Annotated in this window: 18 protein-coding genes and 2 pseudogenes; 8 read left to right on the top strand and 12 right to left on the bottom strand. The window is 42.3% G+C overall.

All coding sequences use genetic code 11. The annotated features are described in order from the left end of the window. The 8 genes and pseudogenes from AC3WVG_RS09415 to rbr form a co-directional block, all read right to left on the bottom strand. Nucleotides 1-107 (bottom strand): annotated as a pseudogene (locus AC3WVG_RS09415) (IS481 family transposase); the annotation flags it as partial. 490 nt (nt 108-597) lie between these two features. Next, a pseudogene (locus AC3WVG_RS09410) lies at nt 598-710 on the bottom strand (cytochrome d ubiquinol oxidase subunit II); the annotation flags it as partial. A gap of 19 nt (nt 711-729) precedes the next feature. Further along, nucleotides 730-1,434 (bottom strand): DVU0298 family protein, encoded by a 705-nt coding sequence (locus AC3WVG_RS09405; RefSeq protein ID WP_488797876.1) that lies wholly within the window; start codon nt 1,432-1,434, stop codon nt 730-732. A 62-nt stretch (nt 1,435-1,496) separates the two neighbouring features. Continuing rightward, nucleotides 1,497-2,699 carry an FprA family A-type flavoprotein gene (locus AC3WVG_RS09400; RefSeq protein WP_488797875.1) on the bottom strand — a complete coding sequence of 401 codons (1,203 nt, stop codon included), beginning with the start codon at nt 2,697-2,699 and terminating at the stop codon, nt 1,497-1,499. A gap of 72 nt (nt 2,700-2,771) precedes the next feature. Further along, nucleotides 2,772-2,933 (bottom strand): rubredoxin, encoded by a 162-nt coding sequence (rd, locus tag AC3WVG_RS09395; protein WP_488797874.1) that lies wholly within the window; start codon nt 2,931-2,933, stop codon nt 2,772-2,774. 41 nt (nt 2,934-2,974) lie between these two features. Next, on the bottom strand, nt 2,975-3,157 hold the full coding sequence (locus tag AC3WVG_RS09390; RefSeq protein ID WP_488797873.1) for a rubredoxin: 183 nt from the start codon (nt 3,155-3,157) through the stop codon (nt 2,975-2,977). Nucleotides 3,158-3,166: 9 nt separating this feature from the next. Further along, a complete protein-coding gene (locus AC3WVG_RS09385; RefSeq protein ID WP_488797872.1) occupies nt 3,167-3,547 on the bottom strand; it encodes a desulfoferrodoxin in 381 nt (126 codons plus the stop codon). Between the two features lie 48 nt (nt 3,548-3,595). Continuing rightward, on the bottom strand, nt 3,596-4,171 hold the full coding sequence (gene rbr, locus AC3WVG_RS09380) for a rubrerythrin (protein WP_488797877.1): 576 nt from the start codon (nt 4,169-4,171) through the stop codon (nt 3,596-3,598). 997 nt (nt 4,172-5,168) lie between these two features. On the opposite strand from rbr, the gene AC3WVG_RS09375 reads away from it, so the two are divergent. Together AC3WVG_RS09375 and AC3WVG_RS09370 are read left to right on the top strand one after the other, a co-directional pair. Beyond that, on the top strand, nt 5,169-5,699 hold the full coding sequence (locus AC3WVG_RS09375; RefSeq protein WP_488797871.1) for a cytochrome c3 family protein: 531 nt from the start codon (nt 5,169-5,171) through the stop codon (nt 5,697-5,699). 18 nt (nt 5,700-5,717) lie between these two features. Next, the gene (locus AC3WVG_RS09370; protein ID WP_488797870.1) at nt 5,718-7,079 is read left to right on the top strand and encodes a multiheme c-type cytochrome; all 1,362 of its coding nucleotides are present in this window, start codon (nt 5,718-5,720) and stop codon (nt 7,077-7,079) included. Between the two features lie 86 nt (nt 7,080-7,165). Here the strand turns inward: AC3WVG_RS09370 and AC3WVG_RS09365 are convergent, their stop codons facing one another. The 4 genes from AC3WVG_RS09365 to AC3WVG_RS09350 form a co-directional block, all read right to left on the bottom strand. Next, a complete protein-coding gene (locus AC3WVG_RS09365) occupies nt 7,166-7,711 on the bottom strand; it encodes an NADH peroxidase (protein WP_488797869.1) in 546 nt (181 codons plus the stop codon). A gap of 194 nt (nt 7,712-7,905) precedes the next feature. Beyond that, nucleotides 7,906-8,607, bottom strand: a complete 702-nt coding sequence (locus tag AC3WVG_RS09360; RefSeq protein WP_488797868.1) for a type 1 glutamine amidotransferase — start codon at nt 8,605-8,607, stop codon at nt 7,906-7,908. A 76-nt stretch (nt 8,608-8,683) separates the two neighbouring features. Further along, on the bottom strand, nt 8,684-9,373 hold the full coding sequence (locus tag AC3WVG_RS09355; RefSeq protein ID WP_488797867.1) for a response regulator transcription factor: 690 nt from the start codon (nt 9,371-9,373) through the stop codon (nt 8,684-8,686). 57 nt (nt 9,374-9,430) lie between these two features. Continuing rightward, nucleotides 9,431-10,993: a sensor histidine kinase gene (locus tag AC3WVG_RS09350; protein WP_488797866.1), complete on the bottom strand. Its 1,563-nt coding sequence runs from the start codon at nt 10,991-10,993 to the stop codon at nt 9,431-9,433. Between the two features lie 820 nt (nt 10,994-11,813). On the opposite strand from AC3WVG_RS09350, the gene AC3WVG_RS09345 reads away from it, so the two are divergent. The 6 genes from AC3WVG_RS09345 to AC3WVG_RS09320 all read left to right on the top strand — a co-directional run bounded on the left by AC3WVG_RS09345 (nt 11,814) and on the right by AC3WVG_RS09320 (nt 16,357). Beyond that, on the top strand, nt 11,814-12,773 hold the full coding sequence (locus AC3WVG_RS09345; RefSeq protein WP_488797865.1) for a 4Fe-4S dicluster domain-containing protein: 960 nt from the start codon (nt 11,814-11,816) through the stop codon (nt 12,771-12,773). Next, nucleotides 12,766-13,224: a hypothetical protein gene (locus AC3WVG_RS09340; RefSeq protein ID WP_488797864.1), complete on the top strand. Its 459-nt coding sequence runs from the start codon at nt 12,766-12,768 to the stop codon at nt 13,222-13,224. Before AC3WVG_RS09345 ends, AC3WVG_RS09340 begins: the two co-directional genes overlap by 8 nt. A gap of 101 nt (nt 13,225-13,325) precedes the next feature. Then, entirely contained in the window at nt 13,326-13,769 is a 444-nt protein-coding gene (locus tag AC3WVG_RS09335; protein ID WP_252381641.1) for a DsrE/DsrF/DrsH-like family protein, read from the top strand. 133 nt (nt 13,770-13,902) lie between these two features. Continuing rightward, the gene (gene mutM, locus AC3WVG_RS09330) at nt 13,903-14,715 is read left to right on the top strand and encodes a bifunctional DNA-formamidopyrimidine glycosylase/DNA-(apurinic or apyrimidinic site) lyase (protein ID WP_488797863.1); all 813 of its coding nucleotides are present in this window, start codon (nt 13,903-13,905) and stop codon (nt 14,713-14,715) included. Nucleotides 14,716-14,833: 118 nt separating this feature from the next. After that, complete coding sequence (locus tag AC3WVG_RS09325; protein ID WP_488797862.1) at nt 14,834-15,496, top strand: ABC transporter ATP-binding protein; 663 nt, start codon at nt 14,834-14,836, stop codon at nt 15,494-15,496. Between the two features lie 6 nt (nt 15,497-15,502). After that, nucleotides 15,503-16,357, top strand: a complete 855-nt coding sequence (locus AC3WVG_RS09320) for an ABC transporter permease (protein WP_488797861.1) — start codon at nt 15,503-15,505, stop codon at nt 16,355-16,357. Nucleotides 16,358-16,530 lie beyond the last annotated feature (173 nt).

Raw genomic sequence — 16,530 nt, 5'->3', positions numbered from 1 at the left:
TTGCCATTCAAGTGTGGGCTTCTTGGTTTAATTGGCCTAAACTTGATAAAATGCTCCATCAATTCTTTCTGGAAATGGTCATTGAAAAATTCAGTACCCCAATCGGATGGATGGGGATTAAGGTTAATTGAATGTGTCCGCTTGCATGTCAAAGACGTTGACATGAAGCAAAATATTCTCATTACACGCTCTGCAAAAGGAGATAAAGACAGAGTTACTATTCTGCATGAATCATTAAATGAGAGGTTGCTGGAATACTTTGAACAAATAAAAAAGATATATGATTAGGAGAGAGAAAATGACCTGGCTTGGGTGTTTTTGCCTGATGTGCTTGAGAAAAAATATCCCAATGCTGGTAAGGAACGTTGGTCTGGGTAATAAAAAAAGCGGACCATTTTACCTGGCCCGCCTTTTCTCACCTAAATAAAAACGCACTGCCATGCATCTCTACAAATCAATTAAAATGCCTCCTCGTAGTCCAGATCTTTAGCTGTCAGGGTATGCTAAAATTCTTATAAACCCAGAACTGATAAGCAATAACAATGGGCACAAAAGTCAAAACCACTCCCAGCATAATCTTTAAGGTAACCGGACTGGTCTGAAGGCCAGCCACAACGCACCGTGCTCAAGAAACAGAAGACCAAAAAGAACTCCGCCAAACCATAAGGATTAAGCAAGGTAAAAATATTACCCTGAAAAATGCCATTCTCCATTAGTCTGACTTCATTTTTAGTTTTTTTCTTTCACTACCTGGCCAGCCAACTCCCCTATTCTGACTTTAAAAAAATTCTGATCCCAGTAGATTTCCACCCGGCGCTCATCCTGAAGTAACCTTTGCACATGTTGTTTGAATTCAAAAATCCCCAGAAGCTGAATATAAAGTAAAATATAGGTCAAAATATAGGCGTCATCCTCGCAACCCAGAGCGCTAACTATTTTGGACCGGGCCTTTTTGGCCAGCTCAGGTCTTGACTGAGCCAGCCGAGCAATACCCCAAAATGCCCCCCTCCTTAGGGGAAGATATTCCAAAAAATTATCTTTTCCCAGCTCATCTTCCTGCAGGTAGGAAATTAAAATAGGATGGAATTCCAGGGCTAACTTATGGTTCCGGGCCATAATTTCGCCCATAGCCTCAGGTGTCCCCCAACCAATTCCACCAGACTCATCATTAAGCATCCACATGAATCTACGCATAATTACCCGAGCATCTTCCAAGTTCTCCTTAGCCATTTGATCCACAACAAAACCAAAAGCAGTTACACCATTCCATTTTATCTTTGGATCAGGACTGAGCAAAGCCGAAAAAAGCGGGTTAACTACCCGGCGCAGAGGATAATTTGAAAACTTAGAAAGTTGGGCGCCAATATCATCCTGGCTAAGAATAGCCAATATTTCTTTTTTTAGCGCCCTGTTACTTTTTTTTGTTTGCGTCACTTGTCTTCACCTCACGTATCTCTCATTCTACCATCCTTCCAAGTACCCTCTACCAACTCACCCTAACCAGCCAACTTCTCTTGAATCTTTTGGGCAATAATTCGTCCCATTTCCTTGCACTTAGCCAGGTGTTCATGCGTAGGCACATTTTTGACCCTAAACTCCTCTACAGGCAGTTCAAACTTGGCATCTTTCAAAGCTTGGGCAATCTGTTTGGCTGCCTCTCCACTCCAACCAAAGGAGCCGAAAGCGGCACCTATCCGCCCTGCTGGCCGTAATCCTTTCATATAGTTTAGAAAACCAGCCATAAGCGGAAGCATACCATTGTTGTGAGTAGGCGATCCACAAATAACCGCAGCAGCATCAGCCACTTCCCCCATCACATCGCTATGGTGATAAGACTTAAGGGACATGAGCTTAACCGAAGTACCCTCTTCCACAAGCCCATCAGCTATGGCCTTGGCCATCTTTTCCGTGCTCTTCCACATGGTATCGTAGACAACAACTGCTTTATTAAAAAGTTTCTGGGCACTAAATTCTTCATATGCAGCCAAAATCTTATCCACGTGCGAGCGCCAGATAAAACCATGGTCCGGAGCAATCATGTCAATTTCCAGTCCGGCTTCCCTGATCCTGGTCAGAACCTTTTGCACCAGTTGTGAATAGGGAAGAATAATATTCGCATAATAATGTTTAGCTTCCTTCAGAAGCTCGTTTAAATCTATTTCATCATCAAATCTCTCAGAGGCAGCGATGTTTTGACCAAAGGCATCGTTGGAAATAAGCAATTTTTCCTCCGGAATATACGACAACATACTATCCGGCCAATGGAGCATCCTGGTTTCCATAAACTGGACTTTTCTCTGTCCTAAAGAAATGGAATCGCCAGTTCCTACCACTTCATATGGCCAGTCTTGTTCGTGATAGTGATCTAAAAGAGCCTTTTTCCCCATAGTGGAACAAAATATTTTCTCAGGACAAGCCTTCTCTACAATAAAAGGCAAAGCTCCGGAATGATCCGGTTCAACATGATTGACTACAATATAATCAATATCAGATATTTTAACTAGATTTTGAATTTGATGGTAAAGATCTAATTTAAAGTTTTCTGGCACAGTATCAAAAAGTGTAACTTTATCATCCAGTACAAGATAGGCATTGTACGTTGTTCCTTTCCTGGCCAAAGAGTACCCATGGAAATTTCGTAAGTTCCAGTCAACAACACCAACCCAATAAATATTCTTTTTAACTTCCACTACAGCCATATCTAACTCCTTTTATATCTTTTTACTTAAAAATTTAAAGACCCTCTCAGCTACACTGAGAGGGTCTTTAAATTATGCCTCCTGATTAAAGTTCTCCTTTGTTGCCCCACAAACAGGACAAACCCAATCATCTGGCAAGTCTTCAAATTTGGTTCCAGCAGCTACCCCACTCTCTGGATCGCCTACTGCTGGGTCGTAAACATAGCCACAAATTGTGCATACCCAACGCTCCATGTCTTACTCCTTTACTTATATTCATTTTAATTAAGTCCGGCCTACCCGGACAGAGGCTGAAAACTCTTTTTACTTGCTCCACAAACAGGGCAATGCCAGTCATCGGGCAACTCTTCAAACCTGGTTCCCTTAGGGATCTTACCCTTGCGATCACCTTTATTCGGATCATAGATATAACCACAATTTACAACCTGACATTGCCACATAGCTCCTGGATTGGTCATAGCCCCTCCTTAAGCATCTGCCTTCCACAAACCATGCAAATTACAATAGGCCCTGGCAGTCACAGTACTGGCGTCAATACAAAACTCAGCTTCTGGAGAATCACCGGCTTTTAAAAACTTCCTGTAAGCCTTACCATCAGCTACAAGCTCAATCCACTCTATATAATGTTTTTCTTCCATTGGATGCGCTACGCTGCCAACTTTGATCTTATATCCTGTTTCACTTTTTTCAATTACAGGGACATGCTTTTCATAAGCTGCATCAACACTATTTTCTTTAAATAGCTTCATTGGCTGACCACAGCAAACCAACTCTCCCACACCACCATGCAATACTTCAACAATATTACCACATACGTCGCACTTGTAGATTTCTAATTCCTTGGCCATAATACACCTCTTCTCTTTTAGGTTAAAATTAAATATTTCTAACAAAAACTACCAGTTCTCACCAAGTAATTCAAAATAGCTCTGGGCATGATCGCAAGCAGGACAAGTTTCCGGAGCCTCATTTCCTCTATGTAAGTATCCACAGTTCAGACAACGCCAAACCACTTCTTCTTCCCGCCTAAAAACTCGCCCATTCTCAATATTGTTCGCAAGGTCTGTATACCTTTTTTCATGCTGTCTTTCCGCTACCGCAATGGCTCGAAACACGTTAGCAATTTCCTGGAATCCTTCTTCTTCAGCTATTTTGGCAAACTCAGGATACATTTTTTCTTGCTCATAATTTTCACCAGCAGCCGCTGCCTTTAGGTTTTCCAAAGTAGGCCCAATTACACCAGCGGGAAAAGAAGCCTGAACCTCAACCTCTCCACCCTCTAAAAACTTGAACAACCTCTTTGCATGTTCTTTTTCCTGTTCGGCAGTCTCTTCAAATATCCTGGAAATCTGAACATACCCTTCTTTTTTAGCCTGTTTGGCAAAGTATGTATATCGGTTTCTGGCCTGAGACTCACCAGCAAAAGCGGTTAAAAGATTTTGTTCAGTTTTAGTTCCCTTAATTGATTTCATCATGCTTACTCCTAAAGTTTGCAAGTTAAAATTAATTATTTTCTCTCAAGATAGTTAACCGTCCTATTATCCTTATTATTTGTCGATCGACCGGCTTGAAGTGTAGATCCCATCAAGGTTTAATTCTTCACAGGTGCATAATAACACCGCTTAGTCGAATGCACGAGGCCCATTTTCTTTTAATTTTTCTAACGCTTTTGAAACTTCCTTACTATCAAACCTAATGACTTTGCCAGATCACCCGACCGCACAGAGTTATGGACATCTTTATATGGGCTTTAAAAGTTTTTTTTCAATATCCATTATGCTTATCTTAGATATCTTATACCATCTATCGTTAATAATAACTGTTATTACTATTATCAGCATCCTGTCAACTTTTTTATAAACTTTTCTAACTTACCGATATATCAGGAAATATACAAGATTACACTTAAATTTAACAATTTTTAAAGGGGTTTTACATTTTGATATAAAAGTTCTAAGCCATCGATTTTCACCCAATGAATTAGAATGCCACGGGGGGACGGCTTTGCAGCCCTAGCAATGACAGGATATGGGCTAAGCAAGAGCGTTAGCCTTGTTCAATCGCAAACTTTAAACTGCAAACTGCAAAAAAAATCGCTCAATTTAAGTTAGAGTTTCGACCTTCACTAGTTCCACTTAATACTTATTTGCCATTTGTACACATATCATGTTCCAAAAAACTTTAAATCTGGCGCAGATTATCCTGTAAATAAAAAAGAGTTTTAAAAAAAACTAACTTAAAATAACTTTCATTACAAGTACAAAAAATATAGGTCCAATTAATCTATCTGAGCTTATGTAGGAGGGAGTGATCTTGCGACTTAAGAATTTACGATCCTTTAAAAAAACCGTAACAGGTTTGTAACAATTTTTATTGCCATTTAAATCCATTTTAAGTTATATAAAAATTTACTGTTAACAATTAGTTGCTCTCTTAAGGTCAACCCCCTGATATTTAAGGAGAAATCTTATGCCAAAACTTAAAAAACAAAACCGTTCGCTTGTATTGGGCCTATTCATAGGGTCATGCCTGGCTATTGTCCTAGCCTTGGTAGGCGCTGCCCAAATTCACTCGACCAACAAAGTGAAATTTTGCGCGTCCTGCCATGAGATGCAGACTTTTTACAAAACCTGGGTAGAGGCTGGTCACGGACTGGCCCAAAAAGGTGCGATGAAAGCCAAATGCGTTGATTGTCACCTCCCTGAAGAAGGGCTTTTGACTTATCTGGGGACTAAGGCCAAAGCTGGTGCAAATGACTATATAGCCCATATAATCAGGAAAAAAGTCGATTGGGTAGCCAAAAGAGAGGAGCGCGAAAAATATACTTATGAAACAGGCTGTAAAAAATGTCACAAAGAGCTTGTTGCCCCTGGTATCCCCATCAAGGCCTTTTTAGCCCACAGGACATACGAGCTTGGGGAAACAGATAAAACCTGCATTTCCTGTCATTACAATGTAGGCCACGGAGATTTGCTCTTGGCCCTTAACAATCAACAATAAATTTTAAGGAGGAAGAGTATGCATTTGCTAAAGAGGATGTTTCTACTGCTCTGGCTCATCATCCTGAGCCTGATGCTGGGCAGTACTTTTGCCCTGGCCCAAGAAACAGGTTATCCAAATTTATTAAAAACCAAAGAATTAGTCATCACTAGGGGGTATTCCAAAGACGCTCTGAAATGTATTCAGTGCCACTCCAAAAAAACCCCTGGTATCGTTGAAAATTGGAAAGAGTCCCGCATGGCTCATGCAGGCGTGTCATGTTATGACTGCCATACAGTACCCAAAAGCTCACCCATGGCCAGCCAGTGTGAGGGCGTGAAAGGCACGAAAATTTTTACCTCGCCTATGGTCTCTCCTAAGACCTGTGCCAGATGTCACCCCAAAGAGGTAGAACAATTCAGCAAAAGTGGCCATGCAAAACTTGCCAGCGCCCCGGTAGTGGAAAAGGCCAAGTTTAAAAAATTAATGTACGACTTAGAAGGCGGAAAGTTTGCTGGCGTTCCGGAAAACAGCAAATTACGCTTGGCTCCCAGACAGAGCGGCTGCCAGATGTGTCATGGCACCGAAGTCAAACTTAATGCCGACAAAAAGCCAACAGACGATAGCTGGCCAGCCGGCATAGGGACCAGATATCCAGATGGTGGCATTGGCAATTGCGTGGTCTGTCATAACAGACACGGTTTTAAAATTGCAGAAGCCCGCAAGCCAGAGGCCTGCGCCAAGTGTCATATTGGCCCTGACCACCCCAACATTGAAATTTATTATGAAAGCCATCATGGACAACTTTTCTTAACAGAAGGTGAAGAGTGGAGATGGAATAGCGCGCCTGATACTTGGGAACCCGGTGACTACAAGGCACCAACCTGCGCTGTCTGTCATATGAGCGGCATTGGCGAACTGGCCACTACCCATAATGTTAATGAGCGGTTGAAATGGGATCTAGTACATCCCAAGAGCGTAGTCAGAAGCGGCGAGCGCGGTGATGGTGAAAAGGGACGTCAACTCATGCGCAAAGTTTGTAGCAATTGTCACAGCTCGGTGCACTCAAACAGTCATTTTGCCAAACTTGATCGGGCAGTTGATCTCTATAATTTCTACTACGATGGCGCATCCAAGATGCTGGCAGAGCTGAAAGCTAAAAATCTCCTTAAAGAAGACAAATGGAAAGACGCCTTTCAAGAGCTTAATTACTATCTCTGGCACCATACCGGACGCCGGGCACGTCACGGTGCTGCCATGGCCGGTCCAGATTATGCTCACTGGCACGGATTCTTCCAAATCTTCCAGATATATAAAGATATGCAGGACATTTTTGACTACAGGATAAAGAACAACAAGATTGAAGAGTTAAGTCCTGTCATGTCCACTGGTCCATATTAAAAACAACACCCAACAAAAAAACAAAAAAGGCAGGCTCCAAACGGCCTGCCTTTTTTGTTGGAAATAACGGTTTCAAACGATTGTCTTTATCCAAAATACCTCTTTAAAAGACCCTCAAATGCCTGTCCATGTCGAGCCTCGTCTTTGCACATCTCGTGAACAGTATCATGGATGGCATCGTAACCTAGTTCCTTGGCCTTCTTGGCAAGTTCTTTCTTGCCCTTACAAGCTCCGTTTTCAGCCTCGACCCTGGCTTTCAGGTTGGCCTTTGTATCAGAAACAAGAACTTCTCCCAACAATTCTGCAAACTTGGCAGCATGTTCTGCCTCTTCAAAGGCTATTCTCTTGTAAGCCTCTGCTACTTCAGGATAGCCCTCTCTATCTGCCTGACGGCTCATAGCAAGGTACATCCCGACTTCTGTGCATTCACCCATGAAGTTAGCCCTCAAACCTTCCAAAATTTCCTCATCAACGTCCTTGGCTACTCCAATCCTATGCTCATCTGCCCAGAACAATTCACTGGTCTGCTGCTCCTCAAATTTTTCTTTTGGAGCACCGCATTGTGGACACTTCTCAGGCGGAACATCTCCCTCATGGACATAACCACAAACAGTACAAACCCATCTTTTCATATCTTAACCTCCCTTTTAGATTTCGTTTAACATTTTTAAATAATAATCATTATCAATAAGACTGTCAAGAAAAATCCTTTCACTTCTCACTTCAGACTCTCCAAATTAACTCCCAAGAAACCTGGTTGAATAAGTTAAGTAAGGTGAGTAAAAAATAGCTAAGATTGATTTCTCCTATTCATAAAATCTGAGAATTAGAAAGGATTATTTTTTTCAAGTTCCTGCAAGACAGATTCCATAACTTTATTGATCCGAATAAATCTTGAAGGTGAAGAGAGCATGTCCTCTTCTGATTGGACATATTTTGATCCATCCAATTCATCCCTACACTCGTTAATTAGTCTTCTTGCAGACTCCATTGTGGTTTCCAAATGAAACTGAAACGCAACAATACGATTTTCAATAATAAAAGCTTGATTGCGACAGGCCTCGCTTGAAGCTAGCAAACTGCCTCCTTCAGGTATATCAAACGTGTCTCCATGCCAGTGAAAAACCTCCAAGGTCTCTGGTAAGGCTGTTCCCAAAATAGATTTTGTTGCCTCTTCAGTGCGTGTTATAGGAAACCAGCCAATCTCACGGAATCGATTTTTATAAACTTTCGCGCCCAAAACATTAGCAATTAGCTGAGCGCCAAGACAAACACCCAACACAACTTTACCTGAGCTTATAACGTCATGAATAAATTTTTTCTCTTTCTTTAGCCATGGATATTTAGCCTCATCATAAACTCCCATAGGACCGCCCATTATTATAAGCCAATCAAAATCATCAAGAGATGGAAAATTATCCTCTGAATATAACTGTGTTGAGTTTAATTGATAACCGCGATCAAGAAAATAATTCTCCATATTTCCTAAGCCCTCAAAGGGAACATGCTGCAAGTAGTGTACACGCATAACCTAAGTCTCCTTTTTTTAATAACATTGAAACCAGACGCTGCTGACATGAAACTGCCGGAAAAAATGCTGGAAATTAATTTCCAGCAAAACGGTATCCAACTCCTGGATGGGTAATAATAAACTTTGGATTTTGGGGGTCTGGTTCTATTTTTTTACGTAAACGCCGAATATGGACATCAAGAGCCCTGCTCCAAGAGTAAACCTCCTCATTAGGCCAAATCTGGCTGCAAATAAAATCTCTGCTTAAGACCTCGCCAGCATAAGAAACAAGCAATTCCAGAAGGTCAAACTCCTTTTTGGTAAGATGCACGGCCTTACCCTGTAATAAAACTTCTCTGGTATTTAGCAATATCTCCAACTCACCAAAACAACATTTCTCTTTTCCGCGTTCTTTAGAAGAGCTCCGCCTAAGACAAGCCCTTATTCGCGCAGCCAGTTCCAGATATTCGAAAGGTTTTACAATATAATCATCAGCGCCGCAGTTCAGGCCTCTGACCTTGTCTGCCAATGACTCTCTGGCCGTGAGGATAATAATCGGCACATCAGATATACGTCGTAAGTTTTGACAAATTTTTACCCCATCTATATCTGGAAGGTTCAGGTCAAGAATTATTAAATCCGGACGAAATTGTTTAAACAATCTAGCTCCTTCTTCCCCAGAAGTTGCCTCGAGAACTTTAAAATCATCCATGACCAGTTGATCTCTTAAAATGGTCAGAATATCTTTGTCGTCCTCTATGAGCAGGATCGTTGGTTTACGCATTAAATACACCCCCCATCAGCCTAATTCCCCCCTCAACTTTACCTAAGCACTCGATCCTTATTTCCCTGGCAAGGAAATATTCATGATTACGCCACGATGGTCAGGCTGGGTTATCCAGATCTTCCCCCCATGCGCTTCCACAACCCCTTTGGCTATAGCCAAACCCAGGCCCAGGCCATCCCTACCCTTTTCATGGTCGCGGCGGTAAAACTTCTCAAAGACCATATCCCGCTCATCAACAGGAATACCAGGCCCAAAATCCTCCACGGACATGATTACCTGGCCATTCTTTCTGGTTAACCTGACCACTACTTTACTACTTTTGTCAGAAAATTTTATAGCATTGGTCAGAAGATTGGAAATGGCCTGTTCGATTCTCGCTCTATCCGCAAACACATAATAAGGTTCGCCAGGCAGGTCATACTCAATTTCTATCTGTCTTTCCCAGGCCAAAGGCTGAACCATAAGCACTGCATCTTCTATAACTTCGGCCAGATCAAGCTCTTCTTGATGTAATTCAAGCTCTCCGCTTTCCAAGCGGGCACAGTCTAAAAGATCCTTGACCATCCTGGAGAGCTTGGTCACATTCCTTTTTAAAATATCCGCATAGGTTTCATATTCTCCACCCTTCAACTTTTTAGCCAGGATATCTGAAGCTCCTTTGATAGCAGTAATAGGTGTTTTCAGATCGTGCGTAATATTAGAGAAAAAGTCAGACTTAAATTTCTCCATACGCTTTAAATCCTCATATGCTTTGGTCAGGTCTACCACGGCCTTGTTTACTTCTTCTTCCAATCTTTTTTGCTGGCAAGCAAGAGATTCGACCATGGAATTAAAACTCTCCCCTACCCTGATCCATTCTTTGCTTGCCTTTAAATCAACACGTACATCAAGATCTCCTTGCTCAATCTTTTGCGAGGCCATGCTGAGCTGATTTAATGGATGTAAAACAAACTTTTTCAGCATAATCATTAATAAAAACAAAACAATACCCAAACTGGCAAACAGATAAATAAAATAATAAGTCTTATTTTTCGCTACTTCTTTGAACAGGGAAGTGGCTGGAAAAGAAATGCTAATACAGCCGACAATGTTATATCTTTTAAAATTCTGATGACATTTCGCGCATTCATTTTCAAAGATTAGAGGGGCAGCATAGCGAAAAATAACTTTGTCCTTATCTCCAACGACCTTCCATAATTCCCGCTCTCTGCCCTGCTGCATGAGCTCTATGGCCTTGCATTCAAATTGGTCTGGCATGTGCGCAGGGTTTTTGCTGTCCAGCGTGGCAATTTTCACGGAATAAGGCCGTTTTCTTTTGGTAAATAAAGCAATCTCTCGCGTAAAAACAGATGGCGTAATCAAGTGAAAGTTTCCATTTCTCCTTATATATATACCACCGTGAGAAGAGATCCATTCCCTGGCCAAAACAATATAATGATATATCCCCAGGGCCTGATGTCTCAACTGTTTCACAACAAATGCTTCCTGCTGCTTGGCCATCCATAAAAAAAACAAGGCCCCGCAAATGCCTAAAATAAGAACCATATATATGACTATTTTTTTCCCAAGCGATGGGAGATGACTAGGCGAAAGGCATTGGCACTTATCTGATGACACAAGTAATCTCCAACGTAGGCTTCTACTCTTTCCAACTTACGACATTTTCAACCAGATCCAACCGAGTTCAAAAAAGTTTAGCGCTGATTTGTAACTAACCTATAAAACTATAAATTTTTGCTCAAGCCTTTTTTCAAGCTTCTCTATCCATATCAAAAGGTGCTTCACTAGAAAAAAACAATTGGTTATCTTTAGTTTCACTGACTCAAAAAAGGTTAAATTCCGATTGGACAGGCAGTGTATCAGGCATTTCGTTGTTTTCCTGCTTCATACCGGAAAAAGGATAAGACATACCTTGTTTCTTCAGTTAGGACATAGACGTGACAGCCAGAAACAAAAAGTGAACCTCCTGTTTAAGCTCAAAATTTGGAGCATAATCTACCTGGACTAAGCACAAGGCCCCCACACCTGCCCTTCCGTTAACTCCATAAATTTTTCAGGGATAGTTACTCAAACCACTTAGTCCTTTGCTTAAACTAATAACCTTTATTATCTTTCCAAGATGTTATGAAAGTACCTCAATACGATCTGAAAAAGATTTTAAACATGTTACAAACAAGTAAAATTTTAAGAATGGCTTAAATGGCTGAGTTAAAAAAGTTGAGAAAGATAAAATCGACTGATTGTGAGAGAATAAAATTAAAAAAAAATTAAATCTTGACCTGGATCAAGGAAAGTTTAATAGTTACAATATATGAAAACTACCAAACGCTAAAGAAATAACCTGTCGTCCATGCTTGAAATAGCCAATAAGCCAAAAAGATAATCCAATTTAATTAACTAGAAATACCTAACTTTAACTCTAAATCGGAGACTTAAAATGAGTATTTCCAGAAGAAAGTTTCTGCAAGGTCTAGCAGCAACAGGTTTAACTACTGTTTTGCCCTCCACAGCCAAGGCGGCTTCCAGGGGCGAGGAGTTGGCAACCCTGCTTGATCTAAGCAAATGTATTGGTTGTGGGGCCTGTGTCGAAGCGTGCAAAGAGACAAACGCGCATAAATTTCCTCGACCCAAAAAACCATTTCCAAAAATGTATCCCAGCCGGGTCAAACCTTCTGACTGGTCAGACAAACAAGATGTGGATGACCGTCTAACTCCATATAATTGGCTCTATATCCAGACGGCCTATGTTACCTGGCAGGGAGAGGAATATGAAATTAATATTCCACGGCGCTGCCTCCATTGCCAAAATCCTCCCTGCGCCAATCTCTGCCCCTGGGGCGCCGCTGCCAAACAGGCTAATGGTATTGTCCGTATCAATGATAAGATCTGTTTGGGCGGGGCCAAGTGCAAAAAAGTTTGTCCTTGGCATATCCCTGAACGCCAGTCAGGGGTTGGCCTATATCTGAAACTCCTGCCCTCGTTTGCAGGCAATGGAGTGATGTATAAATGCGACCGATGCTTTGACCGCATAAACCAGGGACTTGTTCCTGCCTGCATTGAAGTCTGCCCTCAAGACGTCCAAACAATCGGCCCAAGAGATGAAATCGTTGCCAAAGCCCATAAGCTGGCCAAAGAAATGGGTGGCTACATTTATGGAGAAAAGGAAAACGGCGGAACCAACACCATCTATGTCTCACCGGTGCCTTTTGATGTTCTGGATAAAGCTATTGAAAAAGGACCAGGCCGACCGCACCTTTCTTCTGTGCCCAACTCTATGGCCAAAGAAGAAAATCTGGCCATGGCTGTGCTCGGCGCGCCTGTAGCCGGACTGGCTGCGGCCCTGTTAACAGGAATAAGCAAAGTATCTCAAGAGAAGCAGGGAGATAAAGATGAATAAACAACCAAAAACCATATGGTCCGGAAGACTATTTAACTTCCTGGTCTTTGGCTTGATGTTTACCGGCATGGCTCAAATGCCAATATTCAAGCGCTACTACTTAGCCGATGTCCCAGGTTTTGGCTGGACAGCTGATTTTTATCTCAACCATATTCTCCATTATATTCTGGCCACTATTTTGCTTTTCATGATTTTTTATCGCCTGGGTAAATTCCTGAGGCAACCAGGTAAAGGGATAGCTCTTATCACCCCCATCGGCTGGGCCAAAATTTTCATCTGGGCAGGTTTAATCTTCACAGGTATTTTACGTGTTTTAAAGAACCAGCCCAATATATTTTTCAGCCCTCAAGTAGTAGTCTTCCTTGATTGGGGTCATCTTGCCTTTGCCATTATCCTCGGTCTGACAGCTCTTCTGGGAAAAATTTTGGGGCAGGGATATTTGCGTGACTAGTGCTGTCCTACTTTCGATGAAAGTAGAACCCCAAAAAGATGCCTAAAAGGCATCAGGCTTTTTATAATTTTATCAATATGGAAAACCCATGGGAGAAAACAATGGATGAAAAGAAAGAAAAAGCAGGTTTCATATGTGTAAAAGATACTCTTGATGGAGCCTATCCATCACTAGTACTAGGTATCAATGCGGCTCGATTGGGGATGGAAAGCAAGATATTCTACTCTTTCATGGGCATAAACCTACTACTCAAGGGCGGCGCTGAAAGGGCCAAATTTTTTCCACCTGGAGTTATGGGAGCTATTCCGGGAGTAAGTACCATCGCAACTGAAATCATGAAAAGAAAAACAGCTAAGGCTAACATTCCAAGCTTGGCTGAACTCCAGGAAATGGCTCAATTGGAAGGTGTGGAGCTAGTCGCATGTAAAATGACTGTGGACATGATGGAAATCAAGGAAGACAAACTCATCGATGGTGTGGTTGTGTGGACAGCCGAAGACTTCCTAAAATACGCCAAGGAATGCAAAATCTGTTTGTTTACATAAAACAAACGAAAATATTCTGCCAAAATTAACGAGGGTGCATCCTTTAAATGTACATTGTTCAGACTAAAGTTATATCTCAGTTAACCGTACATTTAAAGGATGCACCCTATCTACAAGCCTATTAGTCAATCATATGCCAGAATTGCCGGAAGTAGAGACAATCGTGCAGGCGCTCAAATCCTGCCTGCCTGGTCAAATTCCCATAAAGATAACCTGCTTTAACAAAAAAATTTTACACGCGCCAAAGAACTTATCAAAGGTTCTGTCACGTCCAATCACAGGCATTTCCCGCAAAGGCAAGCTGATCCTCATTGGGACTCCGCCTTATGTCTGGCTCATCCACCTTAGAATGACCGGACAACTTTGGTGGCAGCATAAAGATACCCCTCTGCCCAGGCATACACATTTAATTGTCTCCCTGACCAACTCTGACCATGAGCTGCGCTATGCTGATGTGCGCCAGTTTGGTTACTGGCAAATTGTTCATGAGAATAAGCTCGCCCAAGTTCCATTTTTACAAAAATTAGGACCGGACGCACTGGAGATCACCCCTTCTCTTTTACAAGTACAATTGCAAAAAAGACGTGCACCCATTAAGACCCTGCTCCTTAATCAACAATGTCTGGCCGGACTAGGCAACATCTATAGCGATGAAGCTCTCTGGCTATCCCGCATCCATCTTTTAACCCCAGCAAATCTTCTCAGTTCACCCCAGATAGATAAACTTGCCTGGGCCATTCGCAAGTCTTTACAGCGCGGGATACTCCTTAAGGGCAGTTCCATGCGCGATTATCTTCATCCCGACGGCAGCAAAGGACTTTACCAGGACCATCGTTTGGTTTACGCTCGGCAAGGACTTCCATGTATGCGCTGTCGCACACCCGTTAAACGAATCAAGATACAGGGACGAAGCAGTTACTTTTGCCCTGAGTGCCAAAAATTATAATCTTTTTACATAATTTTACCTGTCTACCTTATTTCTTGATACTGAACGTTTGTCCCGCATCTTCTAGTGTTGCGGCATGTAGTGGAAAGCTAAATAACTTCAGGTTTAAAGTATAAACATGACAGCATTCCTTTATTGCGGACCCTTTTCGGCCACAAATAAAGAAGGCCGTGTCCTTTATGAAAATGTAGAGATATCGCTTGAGGAGAGTACCCTGTCCTTACTTGAAGGGCCATCAGGTTGCGGAAAGAGTACCTTACTTAGGCAGATAGTTGCTTTAAATCCAACTCACGGCGTGCGCTATCAGCTTCAAGGAAAAGACTTCACCTATAAGGAACTTACACTCTGGCGTTCCAAAGTCACTCTTATTGCCCAGGACGCGCCAATACTTAAAGGTAGCGTTGTTCGCAATCTTACCTTTCCCTTTGATCTGAAAATCGCGGCCAACAAAGACTTTGATCAGGCCAAAGCTCAAAACTTACTTCATCAGGTCGGGCTTGGATACTTAAATTGGGACCGCGATGCGAGCACTCTTTCCGGAGGTGAGAGGCACCGACTGTCACTTGTGCGAGCCCTTTTATGGGATCCGCCGGTTCTTATTTTTGATGAACCAATTTCCGGCCTTGACCAAGAAAACCGTGAAATTTGCTTTCAACTTATCCTAGACCAGGCCAGACGGCCGGGACGGGCTGTACTGTGCGTTCACCATGATGAAAAGTTGGCAAAGTTGGCAGATCAAATTTTTAGGTTAGAAGATAGAGCACTTACTCGAAAAAAATAAAAGACTATGAACGGATTAATCAAACTTACCCCTTTTGATCTTTTTCTGGCAACCTCTCTGGTTCTGATGGCAGCCATTATTTCCATTCTGCTAAGAATTGGCCTGGAGCGTCGTCTGCTCCTGGCAGCCTTACGGGCCACGGTTCAGTTGGGGCTGGTAGGTCTAATTTTGGAAAAGGTTTTTGCCATTCGCCATCCTCTACCAGTGATAGCTCTCCTTTTAGTGATGGTCTTTTTTGCCGGACGTGAAGCAGTGGCAAGATCTGCGTGGAAATATAAAGGGATTAGATTAGACACATGGCTAACCATGCTCCTTTCCTCATTTTTTGTCGGTGGCCTCATAACCCAGGTAGTCGTCGGGGTAAAACCCTGGTACCATCCTCAATATATCATTCCCATTCTAGGTATGATCCTTGGAAATTCTCTTAATGGAATAGCATTAGGCCTGGATCGATTTTTAGACTACTTTGTTAGCCGGCGAGCAGAAATTGAATTATATTTAGCTTTTGGCGCAAGCCGCTCAGAAACCCTCAATGAACCTCTGCGTACTTCAGTGTATACCGGCATGATCCCTGTTATCAATTGCATGGCTGTTGTGGGGATAGTCTCACTTCCAGGAATGATGACCGGTCAAATCCTGGCGGGTTCTCCTCCGTTGCAAGCGGTGGCCTATCAATTGCTAATCATGTTCACATTGGCAGGAGCCAATGCCTTTGGCGCAATGCTCATCGCTGTCATGGCAGCCAGGCGGCTTGTAAGCCAGGAAGGTTGGTTGAATCTGGAGGAGTTAGAGGCAAGCTCAAAAAGCAAACAAAAACAAAAATGCAAAAGGTTTAAGGGGAAAAGTAGGGGTAAGGATTAAGGGTTAAGGGATAAGTGATAGGAAGGTAGCTAGAGAATAGAGTAAGGTGATTGAGTTTTTGGGCAGGAGGTGTGAATTGTAAAGGGGCCCAAAACTTTTTTTATGTCTGGGTAGTTGGGGAGAAAAAATAAAAAAGTCCTGGCGACGACCTACTTTCCCACCCTTAGAAGGGC

This window comes from Desulfovulcanus sp., assembly GCF_982781345.1.
This window is presented reverse-complemented; position numbering and strand designations above follow the sequence as displayed.

Excerpts from the sequence above, each read along its gene's own strand:
- AC3WVG_RS09335 (WP_252381641.1), top strand. The coding sequence starts at position 13,326 with ATGGATGAAAAGAAAGAAAAAGCAGGTTTCATATGTGTAAAAGATACT.
- AC3WVG_RS09400 (WP_488797875.1), bottom strand. The coding sequence starts at position 2,699 with ATGGCTGTAGTGGAAGTTAAAAAGAATATTTATTGGGTTGGTGTTGTT.
- rbr (WP_488797877.1), bottom strand. The coding sequence starts at position 4,171 with ATGAAATCAATTAAGGGAACTAAAACTGAACAAAATCTTTTAACCGCT.
- AC3WVG_RS09375 (WP_488797871.1), top strand. The coding sequence starts at position 5,169 with ATGCCAAAACTTAAAAAACAAAACCGTTCGCTTGTATTGGGCCTATTC.
- AC3WVG_RS09370 (WP_488797870.1), top strand. The coding sequence starts at position 5,718 with ATGCATTTGCTAAAGAGGATGTTTCTACTGCTCTGGCTCATCATCCTG.
- AC3WVG_RS09365 (WP_488797869.1), bottom strand. The coding sequence starts at position 7,711 with ATGAAAAGATGGGTTTGTACTGTTTGTGGTTATGTCCATGAGGGAGAT.
- AC3WVG_RS09360 (WP_488797868.1), bottom strand. The coding sequence starts at position 8,607 with ATGCGTGTACACTACTTGCAGCATGTTCCCTTTGAGGGCTTAGGAAAT.
- AC3WVG_RS09355 (WP_488797867.1), bottom strand. The coding sequence starts at position 9,373 with ATGCGTAAACCAACGATCCTGCTCATAGAGGACGACAAAGATATTCTG.
- AC3WVG_RS09325 (WP_488797862.1), top strand. The coding sequence starts at position 14,834 with ATGACAGCATTCCTTTATTGCGGACCCTTTTCGGCCACAAATAAAGAA.
- AC3WVG_RS09320 (WP_488797861.1), top strand. The coding sequence starts at position 15,503 with ATGAACGGATTAATCAAACTTACCCCTTTTGATCTTTTTCTGGCAACC.
- AC3WVG_RS09385 (WP_488797872.1), bottom strand. The coding sequence starts at position 3,547 with ATGGCCAAGGAATTAGAAATCTACAAGTGCGACGTATGTGGTAATATT.
- AC3WVG_RS09390 (WP_488797873.1), bottom strand. The coding sequence starts at position 3,157 with ATGACCAATCCAGGAGCTATGTGGCAATGTCAGGTTGTAAATTGTGGT.
- mutM (WP_488797863.1), top strand. The coding sequence starts at position 13,903 with ATGCCAGAATTGCCGGAAGTAGAGACAATCGTGCAGGCGCTCAAATCC.
- AC3WVG_RS09340 (WP_488797864.1), top strand. The coding sequence starts at position 12,766 with ATGAATAAACAACCAAAAACCATATGGTCCGGAAGACTATTTAACTTC.
- AC3WVG_RS09345 (WP_488797865.1), top strand. The coding sequence starts at position 11,814 with ATGAGTATTTCCAGAAGAAAGTTTCTGCAAGGTCTAGCAGCAACAGGT.
- rd (WP_488797874.1), bottom strand. The coding sequence starts at position 2,933 with ATGGAGCGTTGGGTATGCACAATTTGTGGCTATGTTTACGACCCAGCA.